Genomic DNA, 25982 nt, shown 5'->3' on the forward strand with positions numbered 1-25982 from the left:
AATCTGAAATTCATCGTGTCGACAATCAGGCACGGGAATTGCACGATTCCCGCCACAGCAGCCGCCATGCACCGCCATGGCCCACAAAGACCGGAGAACCTCATGGACACGCCCGCTTCGCAAGACACCCCCCTGCTCGACCCCGCCGCGGTGGTCGACGAGTTCCTTCGCCTGGTGATGATTCCCGACCCGCAGTCGGCCTCGCGCTTCACCGCGCCCGGCATCCGCATCCGCTTCACCGGCAACCGGCCGATGAGCGCGCCGGGCGACACCTCGGCCTTCAATGCCAAGCGCTATGCGTGGGTCAAGAAGAAGATCGAGCGCACCGAGACGGTGGCCGGCGGCACGCCCGAGGAAACCGTGGTCTACAGCCTCGGCACGCTGTACGGCGCATGGCCCGACGGCACCGCCTTCGAGGACAACCGCTACGTCGACCGCTACGTGGTGCGCCACGGCCTCATCGTGCAGATGGACGTGTGGAACGACAGCGCCGAATGGCTGCTGGTGCGCGCCGGCCTCGCGGTGCTGTGAGGCCGCGGGCATGACGACGCGCTGGCCCGAGCGGCTTCCCACGCACGACCGCTTCGACTACCGCCCCATCACGCGGCGGCCCGACTACGTGTGGCCCAACGGCGCGCGGCTGGCGGTGTACCTGGGCTTCAACGTCGAGCACTTCGCCTTCGGCGACGGGCTGGGCGCCTGCATCGGCCCGGCTTCGCCGCAGCCCGACGTGCTCAACCACGGCTGGCGCGAGTACGGCAACCGCGTGGGCGCGTGGCGCTGCCTGGAGCTGTTCGACGCGCTCGCGCTGCCGACCGGCGCGCTGGTCAACACCGCGCTGTACGACCACTGCCCGGAACTGGTGCAGGCACTGGTGGCGCGCGGCGACGAGCTCATCGGCCACGGCCACAGCAACGCCGAACGCCAGGGCGTGCTCGACGAAACGCACGAGCGCGCGCTGCTGCAGCGCTGCCGCGAACGCATGGTGCGCGAGAGCGGCCAGGCGCCCGCGGGGTGGCTCTCGCCCTGGATCTCGGAGAGCGCCGTCACGCCCGACCTGCTGGCCGAAACGGGCTACGGCTACACGCTCAACTGGTGCCATGACGACCAGCCGATTCGCATGCGCACGCGCGGCGGCGGCTCGCTGTGGTCGGTGCCGTACCCGCAGGAGCTCAACGACATCCCGATGATCGTCGGGCGCCTGATGGACGCGAAGGACTTCAGCGCGATGGTGGTAGACAACTTCGAGGAGATGCTCGGCCAGTCGCGCGCGCAGCCGCTGGTGATGGGCCTTGCGCTGCATCCGTACATCGTGGGCCAGCCCTACCGGCTGCGCCACCTGCGCACCGCGCTGGCGCACCTGGCGCATGCGCGCGACCGCGGCGACATCTGGTTCACCACGCCGGGCGAGATCGCCTCGCACATGGCGCGGCTCGCGCAGGAACGGCCGGGCGCGTTCGACTGAGACGCTCGCAGCGCGTGGCAGGCGGAGGCGCTCGATAATCGGCGCGTTCCCCACCGCCTGCCTTCCATTCCATGGCCCGTTCCCCCTCGCCGCCGAAGCCCGCCGCAAGGCCAGCCAGCAAGCCCGCCACCAGGCCTGCCACCAAGGGCAAACCGTCTTCCCTTGCCGATGACGGCGACATCGAGGAGCGCATCTACCGCTCGGTGTTCGAAGGCGTGACGCGCCAGCGCCTGGCGCCCGGCACCAAGCTGCCCGAGGCCTCGCTGTGCGAGCTGTTCGGCGTGAGCCGCGCGCTGGTGCGCAAGGTGCTGCAGCGGCTCGCGCACGACCACATCGTGGAGCTGCGGCCCAACCGCGGCGCCATCGTCGCCATGCCTTCGCCGGAGGAAACGCGGCAGATCTTCGAGGCGCGCCGCGCCCTGGAGGCCGCGCTGGTGCGCATGGCGGTGCGCAACGCGACCAAGGCCGAAGTGGCCGAGCTGCGGCGGCACCTGAAGGAAGAGCACGCGGCGATGCACCGCTACACGCAGCCCGACTGGGCGCGGCTCGCGAGTTCGTTCCACCTGCGCGTGGCGCGGCTCGCGCGCAACCCGATCCTGGAGCGCTATTTGAGCGAGCTCATGTCGCGCTGCTCGCTGATCGTGGCGCTGTACGAGCCGCCCGGCAATGCCTCGTGCGAACACGACGAGCATGCGGTGGTGGTCGATGCGATCGCGCGGGGCGACGAAGACACCGCGGTGCGCGCGATGGAAGAGCACCTGCTGGTGCTCGAACGGAACATTGCGCTGGACCGGCCGGCGTCGCAGCGCAGCCTGGGGCAGATGCTGGGGCTGGGCTGAGCCAGGCCCCAGGGCCCAGGGCCGCGCCTCAGATCTCGATCTTCGAGCCCAGCTCCACCACCGCGTTGTTCGGCAGCCCCAGGAAGGCCGCCGCGCCGCTGGCGTTGTGGTGCATCTGCGCGAACAGCTTCTCGCGCCACGGTGCCATGCCGCTGCCCAGCGTGGGAATCACAACGTCGCGCGACAGGAAGTAGCTGGTGGTCATCGGCTCCAGCTGGCAGCCGCGCATGCGCGCGTTCTCCAGCGCGCGCGGCAGGTCGATGTCGTTCTTGAAGCCGTAGTGCACGATCACCTGCCAGCAGTGGTTGCCCAGCGCGTCGATCTCGATGCGCTTGTCCATCGGGATCCAGGGCACCTCGTGGTTGCGCACGGTGACGAACATGTTCTGCTCGTGCAGCACCTTGTTGTGCTTGAGGTTGTGCAGCAGCGCGTTGGGCACGGTGCCGGGCTCGGCCGTGAGGAACACAGCCGTGCCTTCCACGCGCACCGGCGGGCTCACGAACACGGAGTCGAGGAAGGACTTGAGGTCGATCGCGTCGGCATGCTGCGCCTCGCCCATCAGCCGGCGGCCTTCCTTCCACGTGATCATCAGCGTGAAGACGAAGCCGCCGATCATCAGCGGGAACCAGCCGCCCTCGAACAGCTTGAGCAGGTTCGAGGCGAAGAACATGAAGTCGACGAAGAAGAACACGGCCGTGGAACCGACGCACAGCAGCAGCGGCAGCTTCCACGCGTAGCGGATCACGAAGAAGGTCAGCACCGTGGTGATCAGCATGTCGGTGGTCACGGCGATGCCGTAGGCCGCGGCCAGGCTGCTCGACGAGCGGAACATCACCACCGCCAGCACGATGGCCACGAACAGGCCCCAGTTGACCAGCGGAATGTAGATCTGGCCGGCCGTGCGCACGCTGGTGTGCTCGATGTTCAGGCGCGGCAGGTAACCCAGCTGGATGACCTGGCGCGTGACGCTGAAGGCGCCGGTGATGAGGGCCTGCGACGCGATCACCGTGGCCGCGGTGGCCAGCAGCACCAGCGGCACCAGCGCCCATTCGGGGGCCATCATGAAGAACGGGTTCTTCACCGCCTCGGGGTTCTCCAGCAGCAGCGCGCCCTGGCCGAAGTAGTTCAGCGTGAGCGCGGGCATCACGACCGAGAACCACGCCACGCGGATCGGGCGCTTGCCGAAGTGGCCCAGGTCGGCGTACAGCGCCTCGGCGCCGGTCACGCACAGCACCGTGGCGCCCAGCAGGATGAAGCTGGTGCCGGGGTTGTCCCAGATGAACTTCAGCGCATAGAACGGGTTCAGCGCCTTCAGGATTTCAGGGTGGTGCAGGATCTGCGACACGCCGAGCACGGCAATGGCCAGGAACCACACCAGCGTGACCGGCCCGAAGAACTTGCCGATGCCCGCCGTGCCGCGCTTCTGCACCACGAAGAGGCAGAACAGCACGACCAGCGTGAGCGGAATGACGTAGTGCGAGAAGTGCGGCGACACCACCTCCAGGCCCTCGACCGCGGAGAGCACCGAGATCGCCGGGGTGATGACCCCGTCGCCATAGAAAAGAGAGGTGCCGAAGATGCCGACCACCAGCAGCACGTGGCGCAGCCTGGGTTTGTCGGCCACCGCGCGGGACGCCAGCGCGAGCATGGCCACGAGGCCGCCCTCGCCTTCGTTGTCCGCGCGCAGCACGAGCACGACGTACTTGATGGAGACGATGACGGTCAGTGTCCAGAAGAACATCGACAGGATGCCGTAGACGTTCTCGACGGTGAACGGCACATGGCCGTGACCGAACACTTCCTTGACGGCGTACAGCACGCTGGTGCCGATGTCGCCATAGACGACGCCGATGGCGCCGACGATGAGGCCGGCTGAGAGAGATTTGGGGGCTGACACGAAGTCGATGGGAAAAGGGCAGGCTGCTGGTGTCGGCGCGTCAGACGCGCCGGGGTGCGATGGAGGCGAACTTTAGTTCACCTCGGTGCCCCTCCCGCCCTTTTTTTTCCGTTGCTGTGGGGCCGCTATTCTGCCGTTGCCTGGGGGCGGCGCAAGTCGCCGCAGCCCGGCCCCACAATCATTCGTAGATTTCGGCGTCCGGGTCGGTCGCTTCCATCTCGTAGCTGGCGGCCACCATGGCCAGCCGCCCGACCACGCCGTACATGTAGAAGCGGTTGGGTGCACTGGCGCCAGGCTTGGCGCCGGGCTGAGGCAAGTGCGCACTCTCGGAGAACGCCAGCGGCACGAAGCTCGCGCCCGGCAGCTTGAGGTTCTCGTCGGCCGCCTGCTCGGCGTGCACGCGGTAGAAGCCGCCGACCACGTAGCGGTCCATCATGTAGACGACCGGCTCGGCCACGCCGTTGTGCACGCGCTCGTTGGTGAGCACGCCTTCCTGCACGATCAGTTCGGTGGGTTCGCGCAGATCGCGCGGTTCACGCGACAGGCTCGCCCGGATGGTCGCGGCGGGCGCGCTGCTGGCGCCGCGCGACTTGCCGATCAGCAATTCGACGTCCTTGGCATCGCGCACCGTCACCACGCCCGGACTGCCGCTGCCGCTGTGGCCGCCCTTGACGACCACGAACGGCTTCTCGTTGATGCCGTATTCCTTGTACTTGCGGCGCACCTTGGTGAGCACCGCGTCCACGTGGCTGGTCAGCACGTCGATGCCGCGGCCTTCGGCCACGTCCACGCCTTCGGCGCGCGCATAGATCGGGTTGATGAGCCAGGGGTCGATGCCCAGCAGCTTGCCGAAGCGCTTGGACAGCTCTTCGTAGCTGTGCAGGTGGTTGCTCTTGCGGCGCACCGACCAGCCCGCGTGCAGCGGCGGCAGCAGGTACTGCTCGTGCAGGTCCTCGAGGATGCCGGGCGTTCCCGCGGAAAGTTCGTTGTTGAGCAGAATTGTGCAGGGATCGAAGTTCTTCAGGCCCAATCGGCGCTTGGTGCGCACCACCGGCTCGAGCATCACGGTGTCGCCGTTGGGCAATTCGATCTTCTTGGGCGACTTGATGGCCGGGTCGATCGACCCGATGCGCACGTTGAGCCCCGCCATATGGAAGATGCGCACCAGTTGCGCGACGTTGGCCAGATAGAAGGTGTTTTTCGAGTGGTTCTCGGGAATGACGAGCAGGTTGCGCGCTTCCGGACAGATCTTCTCGATGGCGGCCTGCGCGGCTTGCACGGCCAGCGGCAGCATTTCCTTGGTGAGGTTGTTCCAGCCGCCCGGGAACAGGTTGGTGTCCACCGGCGCGAGCTTGAAGCCCGCGTTGCGGATGTCCACGGCGCTGTAGAACGGCGGCGTGTGCTCCATCCACTCGAGCCGGAACCAGCGCTCGATGGCGGGCATCGAGTCGAGCACCCGCTGCTCCAGTTCGTTGATCGGGCCGGTCAGGGCGGTGACGAGATGCGGAACCATGCGGCGGCCTTGTTGGTTTTGTGCTTAAAGGTGGAGCGGAATTGTAGGATTTGGGGATGGCCGCCCCAATGACAAGACCGGACAGGGCGGACTTGGTTCAACCCGTCCGCCTTGCACGGCAACGCCTCAGCTGCGGACTTCGCCTTGCCCGAGCACCACGTACTTGAGCGAGGTCAGTCCTTCGATGCCCACCGGGCCCCGGGCGTGGAACTTGTCGGTGCTGATGCCGATTTCGGCACCCAGCCCGAACTCGAAGCCGTCCGCGAAGCGCGTGCTCGCATTGACCATCACGCTGGCCGAATCGACCTCGCGCAGGAAGCGCTGTGCGTGCACGTGGTCGCGCGTGACGATCGCGTCGGTGTGGTGGCTCGAATAGCGGTTGATGTGGGCGATGGCCTCGTCCACACCCGACACCACCTTGATGCTGATGACCGCGGCGAGGTATTCCTCGGACCAGTCGGACTCCACGGCGTCGAGCACCTTCGCCTGCGGGCTGGCCGCGCCGTCGGCGCGCAGGATGGCGGCGGCGGCCGGGTCGCAGCGCATTTCCACGCCCTTGGCCGCGAAGATGGCGGCGATCTCGGGCAGGAAGTCTTCCGCCACCGTGGCCGACACCAGCAGGCCTTCGGCGGCGTTGCAGGGGCTGTACTTCTGGGTCTTGGCGTTGTCGACGATGCGCAGCGCCATGTCGAACTCGGCCGTGTCGTCCACGTAGACGTGGCAGTTGCCGTCCAGGTGCTTGATGACCGGCACCTTGGCGTCGCGGCTGATGCGCTCGATCAGGCCCTTGCCGCCGCGCGGAATGATCACGTCGACGAATTCGGGCATGGCGATCAGCTGGCCGACGGCTTCGCGGTCGGTGGTCTGCACCAGCTGCACCGCATCGACCGGCAGGCCGGCTTCGGCCAGCGCCTCGGACACCAGCAGCGCCAGCGCCTTGTTCGACTCGATGGCTTCCGAGCCGCCGCGCAGGATGGCCGCGTTGCCGCTCTTGACGGCCAGGCTCGCCGCCTCGATGGTCACGTTGGGGCGGCTCTCGTAGATCATGCCGAAGACGCCGATCGGCACGCGCATCTGGCCCACGCGGATGCCGCTGGGCTGTTGCTTCATGCCGATGATCTCGCCGATCACGTCGGCCATGCCCGCGAGCTGCTCGCAGCCCAGGGCCACGGTCTCGACGACCTTGGGCGTGAGCTTGAGGCGGTCGACCATCGGCGCCGAGAGGCCGGCGGCCGTGGCGCGCTCCAGGTCCTTCTGGTTGGCGGCGGCCAGCACCGGGCCGGCGTCGCGAAGGCGCCGGGCGAGGGCCTTCAGTGCTATGTTTTTGGTAGCTGCATCCGCACGGGCCATGAGGAATGCAGCGGCTTTGGCTTGCAGACCCAGGGTCTGCATGTGCTCGCTGACGTTGAACGCGTTCATGCGCGGCATTTTCCCACGCCGATACGTCGTCCGGCTGACAGAGGCTTTTTGATGCCTCGAGCCATCCGGAGGGTCAGGCCCTGCGCGGCGCCGCCGCGCTGCTGCAGGCACGGCACAGCATCAACGCCAGACGCTGCAAGGCCTGCCAGCCGCTGGCGGGCCAGTCGGGCTGCTTCAAGCCCTTGACGATGCCGTCCACCAGGTGGGCGGCGCGCAGCAGGCGCGCCAGCATGCGGTCGTCCAGCCGCGGCAGCACGCGTTCGAAGGCGCGCTCGCGCGGGCCCCAGATGCGGTTCTCGCGCAGCGCCATCGGCAGCGGGCGGCCCGACGCCATCGCGTCCTTCACGCGCTTGAGCGCACGGATGTCCTCGGCGATCGTGTAGTGCACCAGCACCTCGGCCTCGCCCTCGGCCTGCAGGCCGTCGAGCATGCGCGCCACGCGCTGCGGGTTGCCGGCCAGCACCGCCTCGGACAGCTTGAACACGTCGTAGCGCGCCACGTTGTTGACGGCGCCTTCGACCTGCTCCCAGCTCAGCTCACCGGCCGGATGCAGCAGCGCGAGCTTCTGGATTTCCTGGTGCGCGGCCAGCAGGTTGCCCTCCACGCGGTCGGCGAAGAACTGCAGCGTGCGCTGGCCTTCGTCGCCGGGCATCACGCGCTGGCCTTGCTGGCCCAGGCGCTGCGCGATCCATTGCGGCAGCGCGTTGCGCTCGATCGGGTCGACCTGGATGCTCGCGCCGTTGTTCTCCAGCGCCGAGAACCAGGCGCCCGTGCGCGTGGCCTTGTCCAGGCGCGGCAGCATCACCAGCGTGAGCGTGCTGTCGTTGCCGGGCGCGGCCTCGGCCAGGTGCTGCAGCGCGGCGCTGCCGTCCTTGCCGGGCTTGCCCGAGGGAATGCGGATCTCGACGATCTGCTTGTCCGCGAACAGCGAGAGCGAGCCGCCCGCGGCGAGCACCGCGCTCCAGTCGAAATGCGCGCCGGCAGCGGTGTACGAGCTGCGCTCGGTGTAGCCCTGCGCGCGCGCGGTGGCGCGGATGGCGTCGGCCGCTTCCTGCGCGAGCAACGGCTCGTCGCCGTGGATCGTGTAGAGCGGCTTGAGGCCCTTCTGCAGGTGGGCCCCGAGTTGGGCGCTGGCAAGTTGCATGGAGATGGAATGGCCGGAGCGCGCGGGCTCAGAGTTCCTTGACGGCGGCCAGGCGGCGCATCAGCTGCTGCGCGATGTCCGACTGCATGTCGCGGAACAGCAGGTCGGCTTCGCCTTCCTTGGCCAGCGCGTTGGTTTCGTTGAAGCTCAGGTCGCGCGTCTGCGAGACCTCGGTGGCCGGCAGCAGGTCCTTGCCGCCCGGGGTGCGCAGGCGAAAGCGCACGCGCAGTTGCAGCTGCAGTTCGCGCACCAGGCCGGCGGAATTGGTCGAGATGACGAATCGGTTGCGGTCCTCGCCCAGGATCTCGAGCACCACGTCGGCCATGGAAGCCGGGGCCGGACTGCCGGCAACCGGCGCGTCGGTGGACACCAGCGTCACGGTGCCGGTCGCCCGCAGTTCGCGCCGGATCTGGTTGATCATGGCCGAGTTGCCCGACACCGACAGCGTCTTGAACGCGAAAACCGGCGCCTTGCGCAGCTCGAAGCCGCAACCGGCCAGGCCGAGCGAGGCGCCCGCCGCCGTCAGACCGAGGAGAAAGCCGCGGCGCGGCAGCGAGACATTGCGAGTGTTCATGCTTGAGTCGTTCAAATGACCACGTTGACCAGGCGGCCGGGAACCACGATCACGCGCTTGGGCTGCGCGCCCTCGGCGAAGGTGACGAAGTCGTCGCAGGCCAGCGCGAGCTTCTCGATCTCGTCCTTGGAGGCACCGGCCGGCACCAGCAGCTTGCCGCGCAGCTTGCCGTTGACCTGCAGCATCAGCTCGATCTCGTCCTGCACCAGCGCGCCCACGTCGACCGTCGGCCAGGCCGCGTCGAGCAGGCCGCCCAGGCCGCTGTCGTAGCCGAGTTCGTTCCACAGCTGCTGGGCGATGTGCGGCGTGGCCGGGTACATGCAACGCAGCAGGATGCCGAAGCCTTCGCGCAGCGCGGCCGCATCGCCCTTGCTGCCGTCGGGCTTGAAGCCTTCCAGCGCGTTGAGCAGCTTCATGGCGCCCGACACCACGGTGTTGTATTGCATGCGCTGGTAGTCGTAGTCGACCTGGCGCAGCACGGTGTGCACCTCGCGGCGCAGCGCCTGGGCGCCCTTGCCGAAGGTCTGGCCGGCCAGCGCGACCGGGGCCACGTCCGCCTGCGCGGCGCCGAAGTTCCACACCCGGCGCAGGAAGCGGTAGCTGCCTTCGACGGCCGCATCGTTCCACTCGAGCGTGGCTTCGGGCGGCGCGGTGAACATGGTGTACAGGCGGGCCGTGTCGGCGCCGTACTTCTCGATCAGGTCCTGCGGGTCGACGCCGTTGCGCTCGCTCTTGCCCATCTTGCCCACGCCGCCGTACTCGACCTTGGTGCCGTCGGCGGTGGTGCCGCCGACGATGCGGCCCTGCGCGTCGAGCACGGTCGTGACCTCGGTGGGCGGAAAGTAGTCCTTGCCGCCCTTCTCGTTGCGCTTGTAGAAGATGTGGTTGAGCACCATGCCCTGCGTGAGCAGCTTGCTGAAGGGCTCGTCGGCCTTCACCAGGCCCAGGTCGCGCATGACCTTGGTCCAGAAGCGTGCGTACAGCAGGTGAAGAATGGCGTGCTCGATGCCGCCGATGTACTGGTCCATCGGCATCCAGTAGTTTGCGCCGCCGGCCACCATGGCCTCGTCGTTCTTCGGGTCGCAGTAGCGCATGAAGTACCACGAGCTGTCCACGAAGGTGTCCATCGTGTCGGTCTCGCGCCGCGCGGCCTTGCCGCACACCGGGCAGACCACGCCGGCATGGAAGCCTTCGTGCTTGTTCAGCGGGTTGCCGGAACCGTCGGGCACGCAGTCGGTGGGCAGCACCACCGGCAGGTCCTTCTCGGGCACCGGCACCGCGCCGTGTTCGTCGCAATGGATGATCGGGATCGGCGTGCCCCAGTAGCGCTGGCGGCTCACGCCCCAGTCGCGCAGGCGCCAGGTGGTCTGCAGCTCGCCCAGGCCCTTCTGGCCCAGCGCATGCGCCACGGCGGCCACGGCCTCCTTGTAGGTCATGCCGCTGAAGTTGTCGGAGTTGATGGTCACGCCGCGCGTCTTGTCGCCGTACCAGTCCTGCCACTTGTGATAGTCGAAGTGCGGCTCGTCGTCCACCAGCACCACCTGGATGATCTCGATGCCGTACTTGTTGGCGAAGGCGAAGTCGCGCTCGTCGTGCGCGGGCACGCCCATCACGGCGCCGTCGCCGTAATTGATCAGCACGTAGTTGCCGACCCACACCGGCACCTGCTCCTCGGTGATCGGGTGCGTCACGGTGAGGCCGGTGGGCACGCCCTTCTTTTCCTGCGTGGCCAGTTCGGCCTCGGTGGTGCCGCCGTTCTTGCACTCCTCGATGAAGGCCGCGACCTTCGGGTCGAGCGTGGCGGCGTGGGCGGCCAGCGGGTGCTCGGGCGCCACGGCGCAGAAGGTGACGCCCATGATGGTGTCGGCACGCGTGGTGAACACGTACATGCGGCCGTCCTGGATCGGCTTGCCGCTCGCGTCCTTGATGTCATGCGTGAAAGCGAAGCGCAGGCCTTCGCTCTTGCCGATCCAGTTCTCCTGCATCAGCTTGACGCGCTCGGGCCAGCCCGGCAGCTTGTGCTGGGTGTGCTCGAGCAGTTCTTCGGCGTAGTCGCTGATCTTCAGGTAGTAGCCCGGGATCTCGCGGCGCTCGACCGTGGCGCCGGTGCGCCAGCCCTTGCCGTCGATCACCTGCTCGTTGGCCAGCACGGTCTGGTCGACCGGGTCCCAGTTCACGACCTGGGTCTTGCGGTAGGCAATGCCCTTTTCGAGCATCTTCAGGAACAGCCACTGGTTCCACTTGTAGTAGCTCGGGTCGCAGGTGGCGATCTCGCGGCTCCAGTCGATCGCCAGGCCCATGGCCTGGAGCTGGCCCTTCATGTAGGCGATGTTCTCGTAGGTCCACTTGGCCGGCGGCACGCCGTTCTTCAGCGCCGCGTTCTCGGCCGGCAGGCCGAAGGCGTCCCAGCCCATGGGCATCAGCACGTTGTAGCCGCTCATGCGCAGGTAGCGCGTGAGCATGTCGTTGATCGTGTAGTTGCGCACGTGGCCCATGTGCAGCTTGCCGCTGGGGTACGGCAGCATCGAGCAGGCGTAGTACTTCTTGCGGCTCGCGTCCTCGGTGACGCGGTAGGCATCGGCGGCGCTCCATTGCGCCTGGGCAGCGGACTCGACGTCGCTGGGTTTGTAGCTGGGATTCATGGCGGTTCGGCAAGAGCCCGGCGCAAGGCGGCCGGGAACGCGGGATTATCGCGCCCGGGAGAAAGCCCCGGAGCGCAGACTCTAGACTTGGGGCTCGTAACCCGCGTGTTGCGCGAGTAACGCCTGCCGCCCGGCAGGTTTTCGCACCGGCTGGAACACCATGACACTGCGCCTGAAACACCTCGCCCTGGCCCTCGCGGCTGCCGCCGGCCTTGCCGCAACGCCCCTGTGGGCCCAGCAGAACGACAAGCCCCTGCGCATCGTGGTGCCCTTCGCCACCGGCGGCGCGCAGGACGTGATCGCCCGCTACCTGGGCGCCAAGCTGACCGACAAGCTGGGCCAGCCGGTCATCATCGACAACAAGGCCGGCGCCGGCGGCATCGTGGCCGCCGACGCGGTGGCCAAGGCGACCGACGGGGCCACGGTGCTGCTGGCCACCGGCGGCGCGGTCACCATCGCGCCCCACCTGCAGCCCAGGCTGCCCTACGACCCGGTGCACGAACTGGTGCCGGTGGCGCTGGTGGCCGACACGCCCATGACGCTGTCCGTGCGCACCGAAAGCCCCTACAAGACGGTGGCCGACGTGCTGCGCGACGCCAAGGCCCGCCCGGGCCTCGTCACTTACGCCTCGACCGGCAACGGCACCGTCTCGCACCTGACCGGCGCGTTGCTGGCACAGGCCAGCGGCGTGGAGCTGCTGCACGTGCCCTACCGGGGCGCCGCCCCCGCCATGACCGACCTGCTGGGCGGGCAGGTGGCAACCATCGTGACCAGCGTGGCGTCCATCGAGCCGATGGTCGCCAGCGGCAAGGCGCGCGTGCTCGGCACCTTCTCGCGGGTGTCGCTGCCCAGCATGGGCTCGGCGCCCACCATCGGCGAGGCCACGAAGCTGCCGGGCATGGAAGTGCCGGTCTGGGTCGGCGTGATGGCGCCGGCGCGCATGCCGGCCGCCAGCGTCGAAAAACTGTCGGCCGCCCTGGTCGAGGTGTGCAACCTGCCCGAGACGAAGCAGCGCTTCGCCCAGCTGGGCGCGGTCAACACCTGCGGCGGCCCGGCGGCGCTGGGCAAGGTCGTGGCGGAAGACAGCCAGCGCTGGGCCAAGGTGATCAAGCAGGGCGGGATCAAGGTTGACTGAAGTTCAAGGCAGGAAATACCGCGTCGGCATCGCCGGCGCCGGCGCCATTGCGCTGGCCAGCGCGGCCTGGCTGCGGCGGGCGGGCCACGGTGTCACCGTGTGGTCGCCGGGCGGCCGGGGCGCCGACGAATTGCGCACGCAGCCGCTGGAAGCCGGCGGCCTGCAGTCTTTTTCGGTGAGCGTCGAGGTCGCCGGCGACGCGGCCGGGCTCTGCGCCGCTTCCGACGTGCTGCTGCTGGCCCTGCCCGTCAACGGCCACAGGCGCGTGATGGACGCGCTGCTGCCCTTCCTGCGCGACGGCCAGACGGTGATCGTCAGCTCGATGGCGTCGCTGTCGTCGCTCTACCTGCACGAGGCGGCGCTGCGCGCCGGCCGGCAGGTCACGGTCGCCAGCTTCGGCACGACCGTGCTGACCGCGCGCCGCGAGTCCGGCACGCAGGTCAGGGTGATGACGCGGCGCAAGGCCGTCGGCGTCTCCGCCCTGCCCGCGGCCAGGGCGCACGAGGCGGTCGCGCTGTGCACCGCGCTGTTCGGCGACGGCTTCTCGGTGCAAGGCAGTGCGTTGGCCAGCGCGCTGGCCAACGTCAACCCGCAGTCGCACGGCCCGCTCGCGGTCTTCAACTGGACCCGCATCGAGCGCGCCGAGAACTGGCCGCAGTACCACTGCATGACGCCCGGCGTGTCGCGCGCGATCGAGGCGCTCGACCGGGAGCGGCGCGCCGTGGCGGCCGCCTTCGGCATCGAGGTCGGCCCCATCGAGGCGCATTTCGCGCGCTCCTTCGGCACCGCGTCGGAAAAGCTCGCGGACATCGCCGCCGAGCTGCACGCCAAGCGCGGCGGCCCGCCCGGCCCCACGCAGGTCGACACCCGCTACGTGACGGAAGACATGCCCTACGGCCTGGCGTTCGTCGAGGCGCTGGGCGCCATGGCCGGCGTGCCGACACCCGCGACCCGCACCATCGTGGATGCGGCCTCGCTGGTCAACGGCGTCGACTACCGGCGCGAGAACGACCTGCTCGAGCCGCTGGGCCTGGCCCGCGAGACCGTGGCCGGGCTGCTGGCCCGCCTGTGACTATGAAGCAGAGGCTTCGGGGAACACCGGTTCCCCGAGGTTGAGCATCAGCCGGTTGGCCCAGGCGAACAGGGCCACCGAATGGACCAGGTCGAGAATCTCGAGCTCGCCCAGCCCGGCCGCCTTCAGCGCCCGGATGTCCTCGGGCGACACCTTGTCGGGCTCGGCGCCCAGGCGGATCGAGAACGCGACGATGGCCTTCTCGCGCGGCGTGGTGCCGGCCGTGGCGGGCTCCTCGAACACCTGGGAAATCACGTCGTCGCGCCTGGCCAGCTGCGCGAAGCGCTGCGCATGTACCGACGCGCAATACACGCAGCCGTTCACGCGCGACTCGACCGTGGCGCCCAGTTCGCGCTCGGCACGCGGCAGGCCGCCCGGCGCGAACATGATCGCGTTGAAGGCGATGGAGCGCTGCAGCAGTATCTCGGGCTGGTGCGCCAGCACCAGGAAGTACGGCGAGGTGCGCGCCTGCGGGCTCATCTCGTCCAGCGCCGCCAGCTGGACCGGCGTGGCGGTGTCGACGTTCACCGTGTCGAGCCATGGCTTCCACTTGAGCACGTCGGTGGTGAAGCCGTTGATCCGGATCGGGGCGCTCATGCGCTCACCTCCGCGGCGGCCAGCGCCTGCAGGCCGGCGGCCAGGCGGATCTGGTACGACAGGAACGCGATCAGCTGGCTCATGGCGACGATGGCGGGCGTCGACAGGCCGCTGTCGGCCAGCGACTGCACCGCCGCCCGGTCGCCCTCGATGGGGCGCTGGATCAGCTTGCCGGTGAAGGCCAGCACGGCCTGCAGGCGCGCGTCGGCCACGGGCTCGCCGGCGTCCACCGCGGCGATCAACGGCTCGCCGGCGCCCTCGGCCACCAGCCGGTCACGGTACTGCGCGGCCAGGCTGTCGGCCTTCGACACGCGGCAGGCATGCAGCGCCACCAGCAGGCGCTCCTGCACCGTGAGGCCTTCGACGGCCGGGGAAAACATGGCGTCGTGGCTGCCTTGGGTGGCGGCCACGACCTTCTCGCGCTGGCGCCGCAGCGCCCAGGTGGGGTGGCCAGGCGCCAGCGCCACAGTTGCGTCGACCACGTCGATCACGTCGATCACGTCGGGAATGCTTGTCGTCATCGGTCAGCTTCTTTCTTGCGGCGGCAGCGCGGGCGTCCATTCGTCGCCGAACAGCTCCGGCTCGGCGTAGGCCTCGAGGTAGGCGTAGTGGTGGTCGAAGTCTTCGCGGTAGAACAGACTGGCGATGCCGCCGGCCAGGCGCCTGGCGCCTTCGCTGATGGCCGGGATGTCGCCCGACACCGTGCCGTGCGACAGCGCCGCCGGGTAGCAGAAGCAGTGGATGCGCGACAGCCCCGGGCAGTCGCCCGGCACGCGCTCCTGGAATTCGAACACCGGCCCGAGGTCGGGCGAATCGGCCAGCTCCTGGTCTTCGTCGCCGGGCGCGGGCGTGAAGCGGTCCTTCCAGGTGCGAACGAAGGGGGCGATGCCGGCGAACTCCGGGCGGTGTTCCCAGTCGACCTTGAAGCCGGTCGAGACGATCAGGAAGTCGAATTCGAAGTCGCCCTTGGGCGTGGACACGCGCATCGCCTCGCCCTGTTGCGCGACCGACAGCACCGGGCAGCCGAAGTTGAAGAAGGCATGGGGATGGCGCGACACCCGCAGCGTGCTGCCGTGCGGCGGCGGCACGTTCAGCACGTTGATGTAGTGGCGCACGCGCCACTTGAGCGCGTCCGGCAGGTCGTAGTGCCCCTGCGTGAGGCCGGGCACGCCCGCGCCCTTGCCCTTGTTGACGCGCGGCAGGTCGGCGCGGCGGATCAGCAGTTCCACGCTGCGCGCGCCGGCTTCCAGCGCGGTCGCCGCGCTGTCCATGGCCGAGGAGCCCGCGCCGATCACACCCACGCGCAGGCCCTTGAGCCGGCCGTAGTCCATCTCGTCGGACGAATGCGCCCACGTCGAGCGCGGCAGCGCGTCGACGAACGCCGGCACCGACGGCCCGCCGAGGCCGTCGCGCCCGGTGGCCAGCACGACGCGGCGCGCCAGCACGCTGCGTGGGCCTTGCGGCGTGCGCAGCGCGAGCCGCACGCCGGTGGCGTCGGGCAGCGGGTGAATGCCGGTCATCGTGGTGTCGTTGCGCACGTCCACGCCCATCACGCGGCGGTACCAGACCAGGTAGTCCATCCACTGCAGGCGCGGGATCTTGTCCATCGCCACCCAGGCCTCGCGCCCGAACTGGGCCTCGAACCACGCGCGGAAGGTGAGCGCGGGCAGCCCCATCGCCGGGCCGGTGAGTTCCTTGGGCGAGCGCAGCGTCTCCATGCGCGCCGTGGTCGCCCACGGGCCTTCGCTGCCGGCGGGCGAGCGGTCGAACACCACGGGGCGGATGCCCTGCTGCATCAGCGCGACCGAGGCGGCGAGGCCGGCCTGGCCGCCGCCGATGATGGCCACGTCGAGCACGGTCTCGCCATTCGCTTGCCGCGGCGGCATCCAGTTGCGGCCGGGCCAGCCGAGGTAGTCGAGGTCCTGGGCGAGCCGTGCTTCGAGCGCGGCGAGGGAAGAAACGGAATCTGAGGTCATGTAAAAAAACGGCAACGGCGCCCAGTGTAGAAAGCTTCACGGACCGCCGGCGCGCGACCGTGGCGCGCGCAAGCCGTATCACTGCGGCATCACTGGCCCGAATTTCGCATGCCACAATGATTTTCAGACCACAGGGACCGGCATGGGCAACACGAGCAACAGCGAATGGTGGCGCGGCGCGGTGATCTACCAGATCTACCCCCGCAGTTTCATGGACAGCAACGGCGACGGCATCGGCGACCTGCCGGGCATCACGTCCCGGCTCGAACATGTGGCCCGCCTCGGCGTCGATGCCATCTGGGTCTCTCCCTTCTTCCGCTCGCCGATGAAGGACTTCGGCTACGACGTGTCCGACTACCGCGCGGTCGACCCGATCTTCGGCACGCTGGCCGACTTCGACGCCATGCTGGCGCGCATGCACGCGCTGGGCCTGAAGCTCATCATCGACCAGGTGCTCTCGCACACCTCCGACCAGCACGCCTGGTTCGCCGAAAGCCGCAGCTCGCGCGACAACCCCAAGGCCGACTGGTACGTGTGGGCCGACCCCCGCCCCGACGGCACGCCGCCGACCAACTGGTTGTCGGTGTTCGGCGGCTCGGCCTGGCAATGGGACGCGCGCCGCAGGCAGTACTACCTGCACAGCTTCCTGGCCGAGCAGCCCGACCTGAACTTCCATTGCGCCGAGGTGCAGGAAGCACTGCTGGGCGAGGTGCGCTTCTGGTGCGAACGCGGCGTGGACGGCTTTCGCTTCGACGCCTGCAACCACCAGTTCCACGACGCGCTGCTGCGCGACAACCCGCCGGCCTCGCTCGCGTCGATCGACGAGGTCAGCACGGTGCGCGCCGACAACCCGTATGCGATGCAGCAGCACCTGTACGACAAGAGCCAGGTCGAGAACCTGGCCTTTCTCGAAAGCCTGCGCCGGCTGCTCGACGGCTACGGCGCGGTGGCGCTGGGCGAGGTCGGCGACGAGAACGCGCCGCCCGTCATGGCGCAGTACACCGAGCTCGGCAAGCGCCTGCACCTGGCCTACAGCTTCAGCCTGCTGACGGCCGACCACCGCCCCGCCCACCTGCGCCACCAGGTCGAGGCGCTCGACAGCGCGCTCGCCCCCACCGGCGGCTGGGGCTGCTGGGCGGTGTCGAACCACGACGTGCCGCGCGTCGCCACGCGCTGGAGCGGCGGCGGCCCGGCCGACACCCGGCGCGACCGCCTCTGGCTCGCGCTGCTGCTCACGCTGCGCGGCAGCGCCAGCATCTACCAGGGCGAAGAGCTGGGCCTGCCCGAGGCCGAGGTGCCCTTCGAACTGTTGCAAGACCCGTACGGCCGCGCCTTCTGGCCCGAGTTCAAGGGCCGCGACGGCTGCCGCACGCCCATCGCGTGGACCGCCGAGGCGCCGCACGGCGGCTTCACCACCGGAGCGCCGTGGCTGCCCGTGTACGGGCCGCACCTGCCGCTGGCCGTCGAGCGGCAGGCCGACGACCCGGCGTCGATGCTCGCTTTCAGCCGCGCCCTGCTGCACTGGCGACGCACGCAGCCGCTGCTGCACACGGGCAGCATCGACTTCATCGACGCGCCCGAGCCCCTGCTGCATTTCGCGCGGCGCAGCGCCAACCGGTCGCTGCAGGCGATCTTCAACTTCAGCGGCGAGCCGGTGTCGCTTGCCCTGCCCGACGGCCTGCAGCCCCTTGTCGGACAGCCGCTGGCGTCCACCGCCGTCGTGCAGGGCACGGGTGAAAAGCGCATGCTGGTGCTGGCGCCGTACGGCGTTTTCATCGGCGCGCCTGCCGGTGAAGAAGGACAAAGCTGATCACCATGCCCCTGAAGCCGCTGCCCGAATCCGAAGTCCACGCGCTGATGCGTGCCGAGCATGGCAACCCGTTCGCCGTGCTCGGGCCGCACGAGACGCCCGAGGGCCTGGTGGTGCGCGCCCTGCTGCCCGGCGCGCAACGCGTGGCCGTGGTGCATTCGCGCACCGGCTGGCCGCTGGCCATCCTGACGCGGCACGAGGGCTCCGACCTGTTCAGCGGCCTGGTGCCCGCCGCGGAAGCCCGCATGGGCTATTCGTTCCAGGTCGACTGGGACTCGCACACCTCGCGGCTCGAAGACCCCTACCGATTTGCCTTCGTGCTCGGCGAGACCGACGTGTGGCTGCTGGCCGAAGGCACGCACCTGCGGCCGTGGGAGCGGCTGGGCGCGCACCTGCGCGAGATCGACGGCGTGAAGGGCGTGGCCTTCGCGGTCTGGGCGCCGAATGCGCGGCGCGTGTCGGTGGTCGGCAACTTCAACAACTGGGACGGCCGGCGCCACGCGATGCGGCTGCGCCGCGAGTGCGGCGTGTGGGAAATCTTCGCGCCGCACGTGACGGTGGGTGACAGCTACGAGTTCGAGATTCTCTCGGCGCACGGCGAGGTGCTGCGCAAAGCCGACCCCTTCGCGTTCTCGGCACAACTGCGCCCCGACACCGCCTGCGTGGTGCAGCCCCTGCCGGCACCGGTGAAGATGCCCGAAGGCCGCGCCGCCGCCAACGAGCGCCATGCGCCCATCAGCATCTACGAGGTGCACCTGGGCTCATGGCGCCGCAAGAACGGCCACGAGTGGCTGGACTACCGCGAGCTGGCCGACACGCTGGTGCCGTATGTGCGCGACCTGGGCTTCACGCACATCGAGCTGCTGCCGATCACCGAGCACCCGTTCGACGGGTCGTGGGGCTACCAGCCGATCGGCCTGTACGCGCCGACCTCGCGCTTCGGCACGCCAGGCGACTTCCGGTATTTCGTGGAGGCCGCGCATGCGGCGGGGCTGGGCGTGATCCTCGACTGGGTGCCCGCGCACTTTCCGACCGACGCGCACGGCCTGGGCAACTTCGACGGCACCGCGCTGTACGAGTACGCCGACCCGCGCGAGGGTTTCCACAACGACTGGCAGACGCTGATCTTCAACTATGCGCGCACGGAGGTGCGCAACTACCTGGTCGGCAACGCGCTGTACTGGCTGGAGCGCTACGGCGTGGACGGCCTGCGCGTGGACGCGGTGGCGTCGATGCTGTACCGCGACTACAGCCGCAAGGCCGGCGAGTGGGTGCCGAACGCGCTCGGCGGGCGCGAGAACCTGGAGGCCATCGACTTCCTGCGGCGAATGAACCAGGTGGTGGGCGTCGAGCGGCCCGGTGCCGTGACGCTGGCCGAGGAGTCGACGAGCTTTCCGGGCGTGACGCGGCCGCCGGAGGACGGCGGGCTGGGGTTTCACTACAAGTGGAACATGGGGTGGATGAACGACACGCTGGCTTATGCCGGGACCGACCCGGTGTATCGCAAGCACCACCACCAGCAGATCACCTTCGGGCTGATGTACGCGCACAGCGAGAACTTCGTGCTGCCGCTGTCGCACGACGAGGTGGTGCACGGCAAGGGATCGATGATCGGGCGGATGCCCGGGGACGAGTGGCAGAAGTTCGCGGGCCTGCGCAACCTGTACGGGTACCTCTGGGCCTATCCGGGGAAGAAGCTGCTGTTCATGGGCGGGGAGTTTGCGCAGTACGCGGAGTGGAACGCGGACCGCGGGCTGGACTGGCACCTGCTGGAGCACGCGCCGCATCAAGGCGTGCGGCGGCTGGTGCGCGACCTGAACAACGTGTACCGGCACTTTCCTGCGTTGCACGAGCTCGACAACGACGGGGCGGGGTTCGAGTGGATCGTGCATGACGATGCGGACCAGTCGGTGTTCGCGTTCGTTCGCAAGGCGCGTGACGGGGCGTTCGTGATCGCGGTGTGCAACTTCACGCCGGTGCCTCGGCATGGGTATCGGCTGGGGGTGCCTTGCGCGGGGGCTTATCGGGAGATATTGAATACGGATGGGGTGGTTTATGGGGGGAGCGGGGTTGGGAACGGGGTTGTCGACAGCTCGGCTGTGGCTTGGCATGGGAAGGCGGACTCTGTTTGTGTCAGCGTGCCGCCGTTGGGGACTGTGATGTGGGTGTTGGCTTGAACTTCTTGGGTCTTGTTTGTGTTCCGAGGCCGGGTTTCGCCCCGGCGGGCGAGCTACTTTTCTTTGCTTCGCCAAGAAAACGTAGGCAAAAGAAAGGCGACCCTGTTGTCTGCGTCCCTTCGCTTCGCTACGGGCAACCTGCGGTGCTCACGTTTCGCGGGGTCTCGCAGAACTCGCTTCGCTCAAACAGCTGCGAGCCCTTGTCCGCGAAACGCTCCGCTCCTCGGCGCAGCCAGAAGGGCTTGGAGAGCGGAAACCGAACGCGCCATCGCTGCGCTCGGCGTGAACGGCTGCAGGCGCGCAGCGCCTGCAGCCGCATGGAGGCCGAGCGAAGCGAAGGCCCGACTTGTCTCCCCCTCCCCTCTGGCTGCGCCGAGGAGCGGAGCGTTTCGCGGATCAGGGCCCACCCTTGTTTGAGCGAAGCGAGTTTGGGTGGGACCCCGCGAAACGTGAGCACCGCAGGTTGCCCCGTAGCGAAGCGCAGGGGTCGCAGACAGTGGGGTCGCCTTTTCTTTGCTTACTTTCTTTTGGCGAAGCAAAAGAAAGTGAGTCCGCCGCCGGGCGGAATCCCGGCCTCGGGAAGCAACCCCACGGGGGAGCAACCAGCATGCTGAGCCCAGGCAAGCCCTTCCCCTTAGGCGCAACCCCCACGCAGCAGGGCGTCAACTTCGCCATAGCCGCCCCGACAGCAGTTTCAGTAGAGCTCTGCATCTTCGACAGCACAGGAAAGAGCGAACAGCAGCGCCTGCAACTCCAGTCCTTCACAGACGGCGTCTGGCACGGCCACCTCCCCAGCGCCAGCCCCGGCCTGGTCTACGGCTACCGGGTCCACGGTCCGTGGTCCCCCAAGGAGGGCCTTCGCTTCAACCCGAACAAGCTCCTCCTCGACCCCTACGCTCGAGAAATCCTCGGCACCTACGACGGCAGCGACCTGCACCTCGGTCACGTGCCGGCGAACCCCGCCGCGCAAGACCCGAGAGACAACGCCTCGACAGCCCTCAAGGCCCGCGTAGCCCCCACCCAAGAACACCCGCCAACCCCGGGCCACGCCCGCATCCCCTCCAGCGAGCGCATCCTCTACGAACTCCACCCCAAGGGCCAGACCAGGCGACACCCCGCAATCCCCGCCCCCCTCAGAGGCACCTACGCCGGCCTCGCGGAACCCGCCGCTCTCGACCACCTCCAGCGCCTGGGCATCACCACGCTGAGCCTCATGCCCGTGCAGCACCGCGCCGACGAGCAGCGTCTGCTGCACATGGGCCTGAGCAACTACTGGGGCTACACCACCATCGGCTGGTTCGCGCCCGAGTCGCGCTACTGGAGCGGCCGCCCCGGCACCAGCCCCGCCAGCGAATTCCGCGCCATGGCCGATGCCATCCACGCGCGCGGCATGGAACTGGTGATCGACGTCGTCTACAACCACAGCGCCGAGACCGACGAGCTCGGCCCCACGCTGTCGATGCGCGGCATCGACAACGCCCTGTACTACCACCTGCGCCCCGACGACCGCGCCCTCTACGAGAACTGGACCGGCACCGGCAACTGCCTGAACCTCGGCGAGCCGCGCGTGCTGCAACTGGTGATGGACAGCCTGCGCTTCTGGGCCTGCGAGATGGGCGTCGACGGCTTCCGCTTCGACCTGGCGCCGGTGCTCGCGCGCGACGCGCAACGCGGCTTCGACCCGCGCGCGCCCTTCTTCGCCGCCATCGCCCAAGACCCCGTGCTCTCGCGCACGCTCCTCATCGCCGAGCCCTGGGACATCGGCCCGGGCGGCTACCGGCTGGGCGACTTCCCGCCGGGCTGGCTCGAGTGGAACGACCGCTACCGCGACACGCAGCGCGGCTTCTGGCTGCGGCAGGCGCACGACGACAAGGCAGACATCGGCGACTTCGCGCACCGCTTCACCGCCTCCAGCACCCAGTTCGCCCACCGCGGCCGCGCGCCGACCGCCAGTGTCAACTTCGTCACCGCGCACGACGGCTTCACGCTGGGCGACCTCGTGAGCTACAACGAGCGCCACAACCTGGCCAACGGCGAGGACAACCGCGACGGCCACGGCCACAACATGAGCAACAACTGCGGCGTGGAAGGCCCGAGCGACGACCCCGCCGTGCGCGCCCTGCGCCACCGCCTGCAGCGTGCGCTGCTCGCCACGCTGCTGCTGTCCCAGGGCACGCCCATGCTGCTGGCCGGCGACGAACTCGGCCACACCCAGCAGGGCAACAACAACGCCTACTGCCAGGACAACGAAACCGCCTGGCTCGCCTGGGTCGGCGCCTCCGAGCCCGACAGCGACGCGGCGCAACTCAGCGCCTTCGTGGCCCGGCTCACCGCGCTGCGCCGCGAGGCGCCCGCCCTGCGCAGCAACCGCTGGTGGCCGGCCGACGCATCGCAGACGCAGGACCGCGCGGCCCCGGGCATCCGCTGGCTGCGCCCCGACGGCGAGCCCATGGCCCCCGCCGACTGGCACGCGGGCACGGCCCTTGCAATCCTGTTCACGGAAGCTGCAGCGACGACAACCGGCCACCACAACGGCAAGAACGATGGCAAGAACGACGGCAAGAACGATGGCAACGACAGCAACAGCGCAGGCGCCTGGCTGGTGATGGTGAACGCGGGCCCGCAGACCGTGTCCTTCAGGCTGCCCGCGGGCGCGTGGCGCAGTTGCCTCGCCAGCGACCCGGCGCTCGACGCGGCCGAGGGGGCGCAACCGCTTGGAAACGACCCGGTACAAGTGCCTTTCTCGAGCCTCAGGATTGCAAGAACGTAGCAGCCAGATGCACCGCGCGGTGCTAGTCTCGATGCAGAAACTCTGACGACGCATTCAAACGAACGAACGAACGGAGACACAGGATGGACACGCTCACACCCCAAGCGAAAGCGCAGCCGCAACCGGCGCACGAACTGCAGGCGCATCAACTGGTCCGCCGCACCATCGCCCTGGTGCTGGCCGGCGGGCGGGGCTCCCGCCTGAAGCAACTGACCGACCGGCGCGCCAAGCCGGCCGTGTACTTCGGCGGCAAGTTCCGCATCATCGATTTCGCGCTGTCGAACTGCCTGAACTCCGGCATCCGCCGCATGGCGGTGGTCACGCAGTACAAGTCGCACTCGCTCATGCGCCACCTGCAGCGCGGCTGGAGCTTCCTGCGCGCCGAGCTCAACGAGATGGTCGACGTGCTGCCCGCGCAGCAGCGCGTGGGCGACGAGCACTGGTACCGCGGCACCGCCGACGCGGTGTTCCAGAACCTGGACATCATCCAGACCCGCTCCACGCCGCACGACTACGTGGTGGTGCTGGCCGGCGACCACATCTACAAGATGGACTACTCGATCATGGTGAAGGACCATGCCGAGCGCGGCATGGGCTGCACCGTCGGCTGCATCGAGGTGCCGCGCATGGAGGCCACCGCCTTCGGCGTGATGCACGTGGCCGAGGACCGCACGGTCACGGCCTTCCTGGAAAAGCCCGCCGACCCGCCCGCGATGCCCGGCAAGCCCGACGTGGCGCTGGCCAGCATGGGCATCTACGTGTTCGACTCCGAATACCTGTACCGCCTGCTCGAGGAAGACAGCCTGGACCCGGACTCCGACCACGACTTCGGCAAGGACATCATCCCGCGCGCCGTGGCCGAGGGCCGCGCGCTGGCGCATCCGTTCGGCATGTCGTGCGTGACCCGCGCCACGCGCGGCGGCGACAGCCCGACCTACTGGCGCGACGTGGGCACGATTGATGCATTCTGGGCAGCCAACCTCGATCTGGCCTCGATCACCCCGGAGCTCGACATCTATGACACCAATTGGCCCATCTGGACCTACCAGCGCCAGCTGCCTCCGGCCAAGTTCGTGTTCGGGCGCGACGGCAAGCCCGGCCTCACGACCAACACCATCGTCTCGGGCGGTTGCATCGTGTCGGGGTCGTCGGTGACCGACTCGGTGCTGTTCTCGGGCGTGCGCATCCACTCGTTCTGCACGATCTCGCAGGCGGTGCTGCTGCCCGACGTCGAGGTGGGCCGCGGCTGCCGGCTGAGCAAGGTGGTCATCGACCGCGCCTGCGTCATTCCCGAGGACATGGTGATCGGCGAGGATGCCGAGGCCGATGCCGCGCGCTTCGAGCGCACCGAGACCGGCGTGGTGCTGGTCACACGCGAGATGCTGAAACGGCTGGCCGCCGCCTGACGATGCGGATCCTCCAGGTCAGCGCCGAACTCTTTCCCCTCCTCAAGACCGGCGGCCTGGCGGACATCGCGGGCGCCCTGCCGATCGCGCTCATGGCCGAAGGGCAGGACGCGCGCGTGCTCTTGCCGGGGTTCCCCGCCATCGTGGCGGGCGTGCGCGACCTGGCGCCGGTGGCCGAATTCGATGCGCCCTGGGGCGAGCGCTTCACGCTGCGCTTCGGCCACATCGCCATCGACGGCGCGCCGGCCATCCCGGCCTACGTGATCGACGCGCCGGCGCTCTACGACCGGCCCGGCAACCCCTACGAAGACACGTCGCGCCAGCCCTACGGCGACAACCACCGGCGCTTTGCCCTGCTCGGCTGGGCCGCGGCGCAGCTGGCGCAAGGGCTCGACCCGCTGTGGCAGCCCGAGGTGGTGCACGCGCACGACTGGCACGCGGCGCTGGCGCCGGCCTACCTGCACTTCGCGCGCGAGGCCGGCCAGCCGGGCGGCTCGCGCGGCGCGCGCGTGGGCAGCGTCTTCACGGTGCACAACCTGGCCTACCAGGGCCTCTTCGCGCCGTGGAACTTCACCGAGCTGGGCCTGCCCGGCCCGGCCTTCCAGATGAACGGGCTCGAGTACCACGGCCAGGTCTCGTTCATGAAGGGCGGCCTCTGCTATGCCGACCGGCTCACCACCGTGAGCCCGACCTACGCGCAGGAAATCCAGACGCCCGAGCAGGGCTGCGGGCTCGACGGCCTGCTGCGCCAGCGCAGCGGCGTGCTCGGCGGCATCCTCAACGCGGTCGACGACAAGGTCTGGAACCCGGCGGACGATGCGGCGCTGGTGCAGGGCTATCACACGCCCGAAGGCCGCCACATGGCCGGCAAGGCGCGCTGCAAGTCGGTGCTGCAGCAACAGCTGGGGCTGGCCGACCGGCCCGACGCGCCGTTGTTCATCCTGGTGAGCCGGCTCACCGAACAGAAAGGCCTGCACCTGGTGCTCGGCGGCCTCGACGCGCTGCTCGCCCAGGGCGGCCAGCTGGCGCTGCTCGGTGCCGGCGAGACCTGGCTCGAGGAAGCCTTTCGCCAGCGCGCGGCGGCCGCGCCGCAATCGGTCAGCGTCACCATCGGCTACAACGAGACACTGGCGCACCAGCTCTTCGGCGCCGGCGACGTCACGCTGGTGCCCTCGCTCTTCGAGCCCTGCGGCCTCACGCAGATGTACGGCCTGAAGTACGGCAGCCTGCCGCTGGTGCGCCGCGTCGGCGGGCTGGCCGACACGGTGGTCGACAGCTCGCTGGAAGACATGGCCAGCGGCGACGCCACCGGCTTCGTGTTCGAGCGCTTCGAGGTGGCCGACTACGAACGCGCGGTGCGCCGCGCCTTCGCCCTCTACCAGCGCGCGCCCGACTGGCGCCGTGTGCGCGGCCATGCCATGCGCCGCCCCGCCGACTGGGCCACCGCGGCGGCCCGGTACATCGCCGTGTACCGGCAGGCCCTTGAAACAAGCCTCTGACACAAGCTCCTGAAACAAGCCCTTGAAACAATCCGTCAGCGCGACGG

General features: G+C 69.0%; 19 protein-coding genes. 10 read left to right on the forward strand and 9 right to left on the reverse strand.

The features are described 5' to 3' along the window. The first annotated feature begins 102 nt into the window (after nt 1–102). The 3 genes from BM013_RS12480 to BM013_RS12490 all read left to right on the forward strand — a co-directional run bounded on the left by BM013_RS12480 (nt 103) and on the right by BM013_RS12490 (nt 2304). Entirely contained in the window at nt 103–531 is a 429-nt protein-coding gene (locus BM013_RS12480; RefSeq protein WP_093127270.1) for a hypothetical protein, read from the forward strand. Nucleotides 532–541: 10 nt separating this feature from the next. After that, nucleotides 542–1465 carry a polysaccharide deacetylase family protein gene (locus BM013_RS12485; protein ID WP_093127273.1) on the forward strand — a complete coding sequence of 308 codons (924 nt, stop codon included), beginning with the start codon at nt 542–544 and terminating at the stop codon, nt 1463–1465. Nucleotides 1466–1536: 71 nt separating this feature from the next. Beyond that, complete coding sequence (locus tag BM013_RS12490) at nt 1537–2304, forward strand: GntR family transcriptional regulator (protein WP_093127275.1); 768 nt, start codon at nt 1537–1539, stop codon at nt 2302–2304. Between the two features lie 28 nt (nt 2305–2332). Here the strand turns inward: BM013_RS12490 and BM013_RS12495 are convergent, their stop codons facing one another. The 6 genes from BM013_RS12495 to leuS form a co-directional block, all read right to left on the reverse strand. After that, entirely contained in the window at nt 2333–4201 is a 1869-nt protein-coding gene (locus tag BM013_RS12495) for a potassium transporter Kup (RefSeq protein WP_093127278.1), read from the reverse strand. A gap of 178 nt (nt 4202–4379) precedes the next feature. After that, nucleotides 4380–5714, reverse strand: a complete 1335-nt coding sequence (gshA, locus tag BM013_RS12500; RefSeq protein WP_093127280.1) for a glutamate--cysteine ligase — start codon at nt 5712–5714, stop codon at nt 4380–4382. A 126-nt stretch (nt 5715–5840) separates the two neighbouring features. Then, a complete protein-coding gene (locus BM013_RS12505; protein ID WP_093128088.1) occupies nt 5841–7133 on the reverse strand; it encodes a glutamate-5-semialdehyde dehydrogenase in 1293 nt (430 codons plus the stop codon). A 73-nt stretch (nt 7134–7206) separates the two neighbouring features. Further along, nucleotides 7207–8277 (reverse strand): DNA polymerase III subunit delta, encoded by a 1071-nt coding sequence (gene holA / locus BM013_RS12510; protein WP_093127283.1) that lies wholly within the window; start codon nt 8275–8277, stop codon nt 7207–7209. 28 nt (nt 8278–8305) lie between these two features. Next, a complete protein-coding gene (gene lptE / locus BM013_RS12515) occupies nt 8306–8851 on the reverse strand; it encodes an LPS-assembly lipoprotein LptE (protein WP_093127285.1) in 546 nt (181 codons plus the stop codon). An 11-nt stretch (nt 8852–8862) separates the two neighbouring features. Then, on the reverse strand, nt 8863–11493 hold the full coding sequence (leuS, locus tag BM013_RS12520) for a leucine--tRNA ligase (RefSeq protein WP_093127288.1): 2631 nt from the start codon (nt 11491–11493) through the stop codon (nt 8863–8865). Between the two features lie 160 nt (nt 11494–11653). Between leuS and BM013_RS12525 the strand changes: the two genes are divergently transcribed. Both BM013_RS12525 and BM013_RS12530 read left to right on the forward strand, forming a co-directional pair. Beyond that, nucleotides 11654–12628 (forward strand): Bug family tripartite tricarboxylate transporter substrate binding protein, encoded by a 975-nt coding sequence (locus BM013_RS12525; protein ID WP_093127290.1) that lies wholly within the window; start codon nt 11654–11656, stop codon nt 12626–12628. Further along, nucleotides 12621–13700, forward strand: coding sequence for an NAD/NADP octopine/nopaline dehydrogenase family protein (locus tag BM013_RS12530; protein WP_093127292.1), 1080 nt, complete (start codon nt 12621–12623; stop codon nt 13698–13700). The genes BM013_RS12525 and BM013_RS12530 overlap by 8 nt, the downstream gene beginning before the upstream one ends. Here the strand turns inward: BM013_RS12530 and BM013_RS41760 are convergent, their stop codons facing one another. Genes BM013_RS41760 through BM013_RS12545 form a run of 3 tightly spaced genes read right to left on the reverse strand, consistent with a single transcriptional unit; the run spans nt 13701 to nt 16273 of the window. Further along, nucleotides 13701–14297 (reverse strand): peroxidase-related enzyme, encoded by a 597-nt coding sequence (locus BM013_RS41760; protein WP_093127294.1) that lies wholly within the window; start codon nt 14295–14297, stop codon nt 13701–13703. Next, entirely contained in the window at nt 14294–14818 is a 525-nt protein-coding gene (locus BM013_RS41765) for a CMD domain-containing protein (RefSeq protein ID WP_093127296.1), read from the reverse strand. Before BM013_RS41765 ends, BM013_RS41760 begins: the two co-directional genes overlap by 4 nt. A gap of 3 nt (nt 14819–14821) precedes the next feature. Continuing rightward, nucleotides 14822–16273, reverse strand: a complete 1452-nt coding sequence (locus BM013_RS12545; RefSeq protein ID WP_093127300.1) for an NAD(P)-binding domain-containing protein — start codon at nt 16271–16273, stop codon at nt 14822–14824. Nucleotides 16274–16415: 142 nt separating this feature from the next. Between BM013_RS12545 and BM013_RS12550 the strand changes: the two genes are divergently transcribed. From BM013_RS12550 to glgA, 5 genes are all read left to right on the forward strand, one after another. Then, on the forward strand, nt 16416–18083 hold the full coding sequence (locus tag BM013_RS12550; RefSeq protein WP_093127303.1) for an alpha-glucosidase: 1668 nt from the start codon (nt 16416–16418) through the stop codon (nt 18081–18083). Between the two features lie 5 nt (nt 18084–18088). After that, nucleotides 18089–20260, forward strand: coding sequence for a 1,4-alpha-glucan branching protein GlgB (glgB, locus tag BM013_RS12555; RefSeq protein WP_093127306.1), 2172 nt, complete (start codon nt 18089–18091; stop codon nt 20258–20260). 607 nt (nt 20261–20867) lie between these two features. Next, entirely contained in the window at nt 20868–23030 is a 2163-nt protein-coding gene (gene glgX, locus BM013_RS12565; RefSeq protein ID WP_093127308.1) for a glycogen debranching protein GlgX, read from the forward strand. An 83-nt stretch (nt 23031–23113) separates the two neighbouring features. Further along, a complete protein-coding gene (gene glgC / locus BM013_RS12570; RefSeq protein WP_093127311.1) occupies nt 23114–24436 on the forward strand; it encodes a glucose-1-phosphate adenylyltransferase in 1323 nt (440 codons plus the stop codon). Nucleotides 24437–24438: 2 nt separating this feature from the next. Next, complete coding sequence (gene glgA / locus BM013_RS12575) at nt 24439–25935, forward strand: glycogen synthase GlgA (RefSeq protein ID WP_093127314.1); 1497 nt, start codon at nt 24439–24441, stop codon at nt 25933–25935. Nucleotides 25936–25982: the final 47 nt, after the last annotated feature.

The sequence above is a fragment of the Variovorax sp. OK605 genome, from assembly GCF_900115445.1.
Lineage (GTDB): Bacteria > Pseudomonadota > Gammaproteobacteria > Burkholderiales > Burkholderiaceae_C > Variovorax.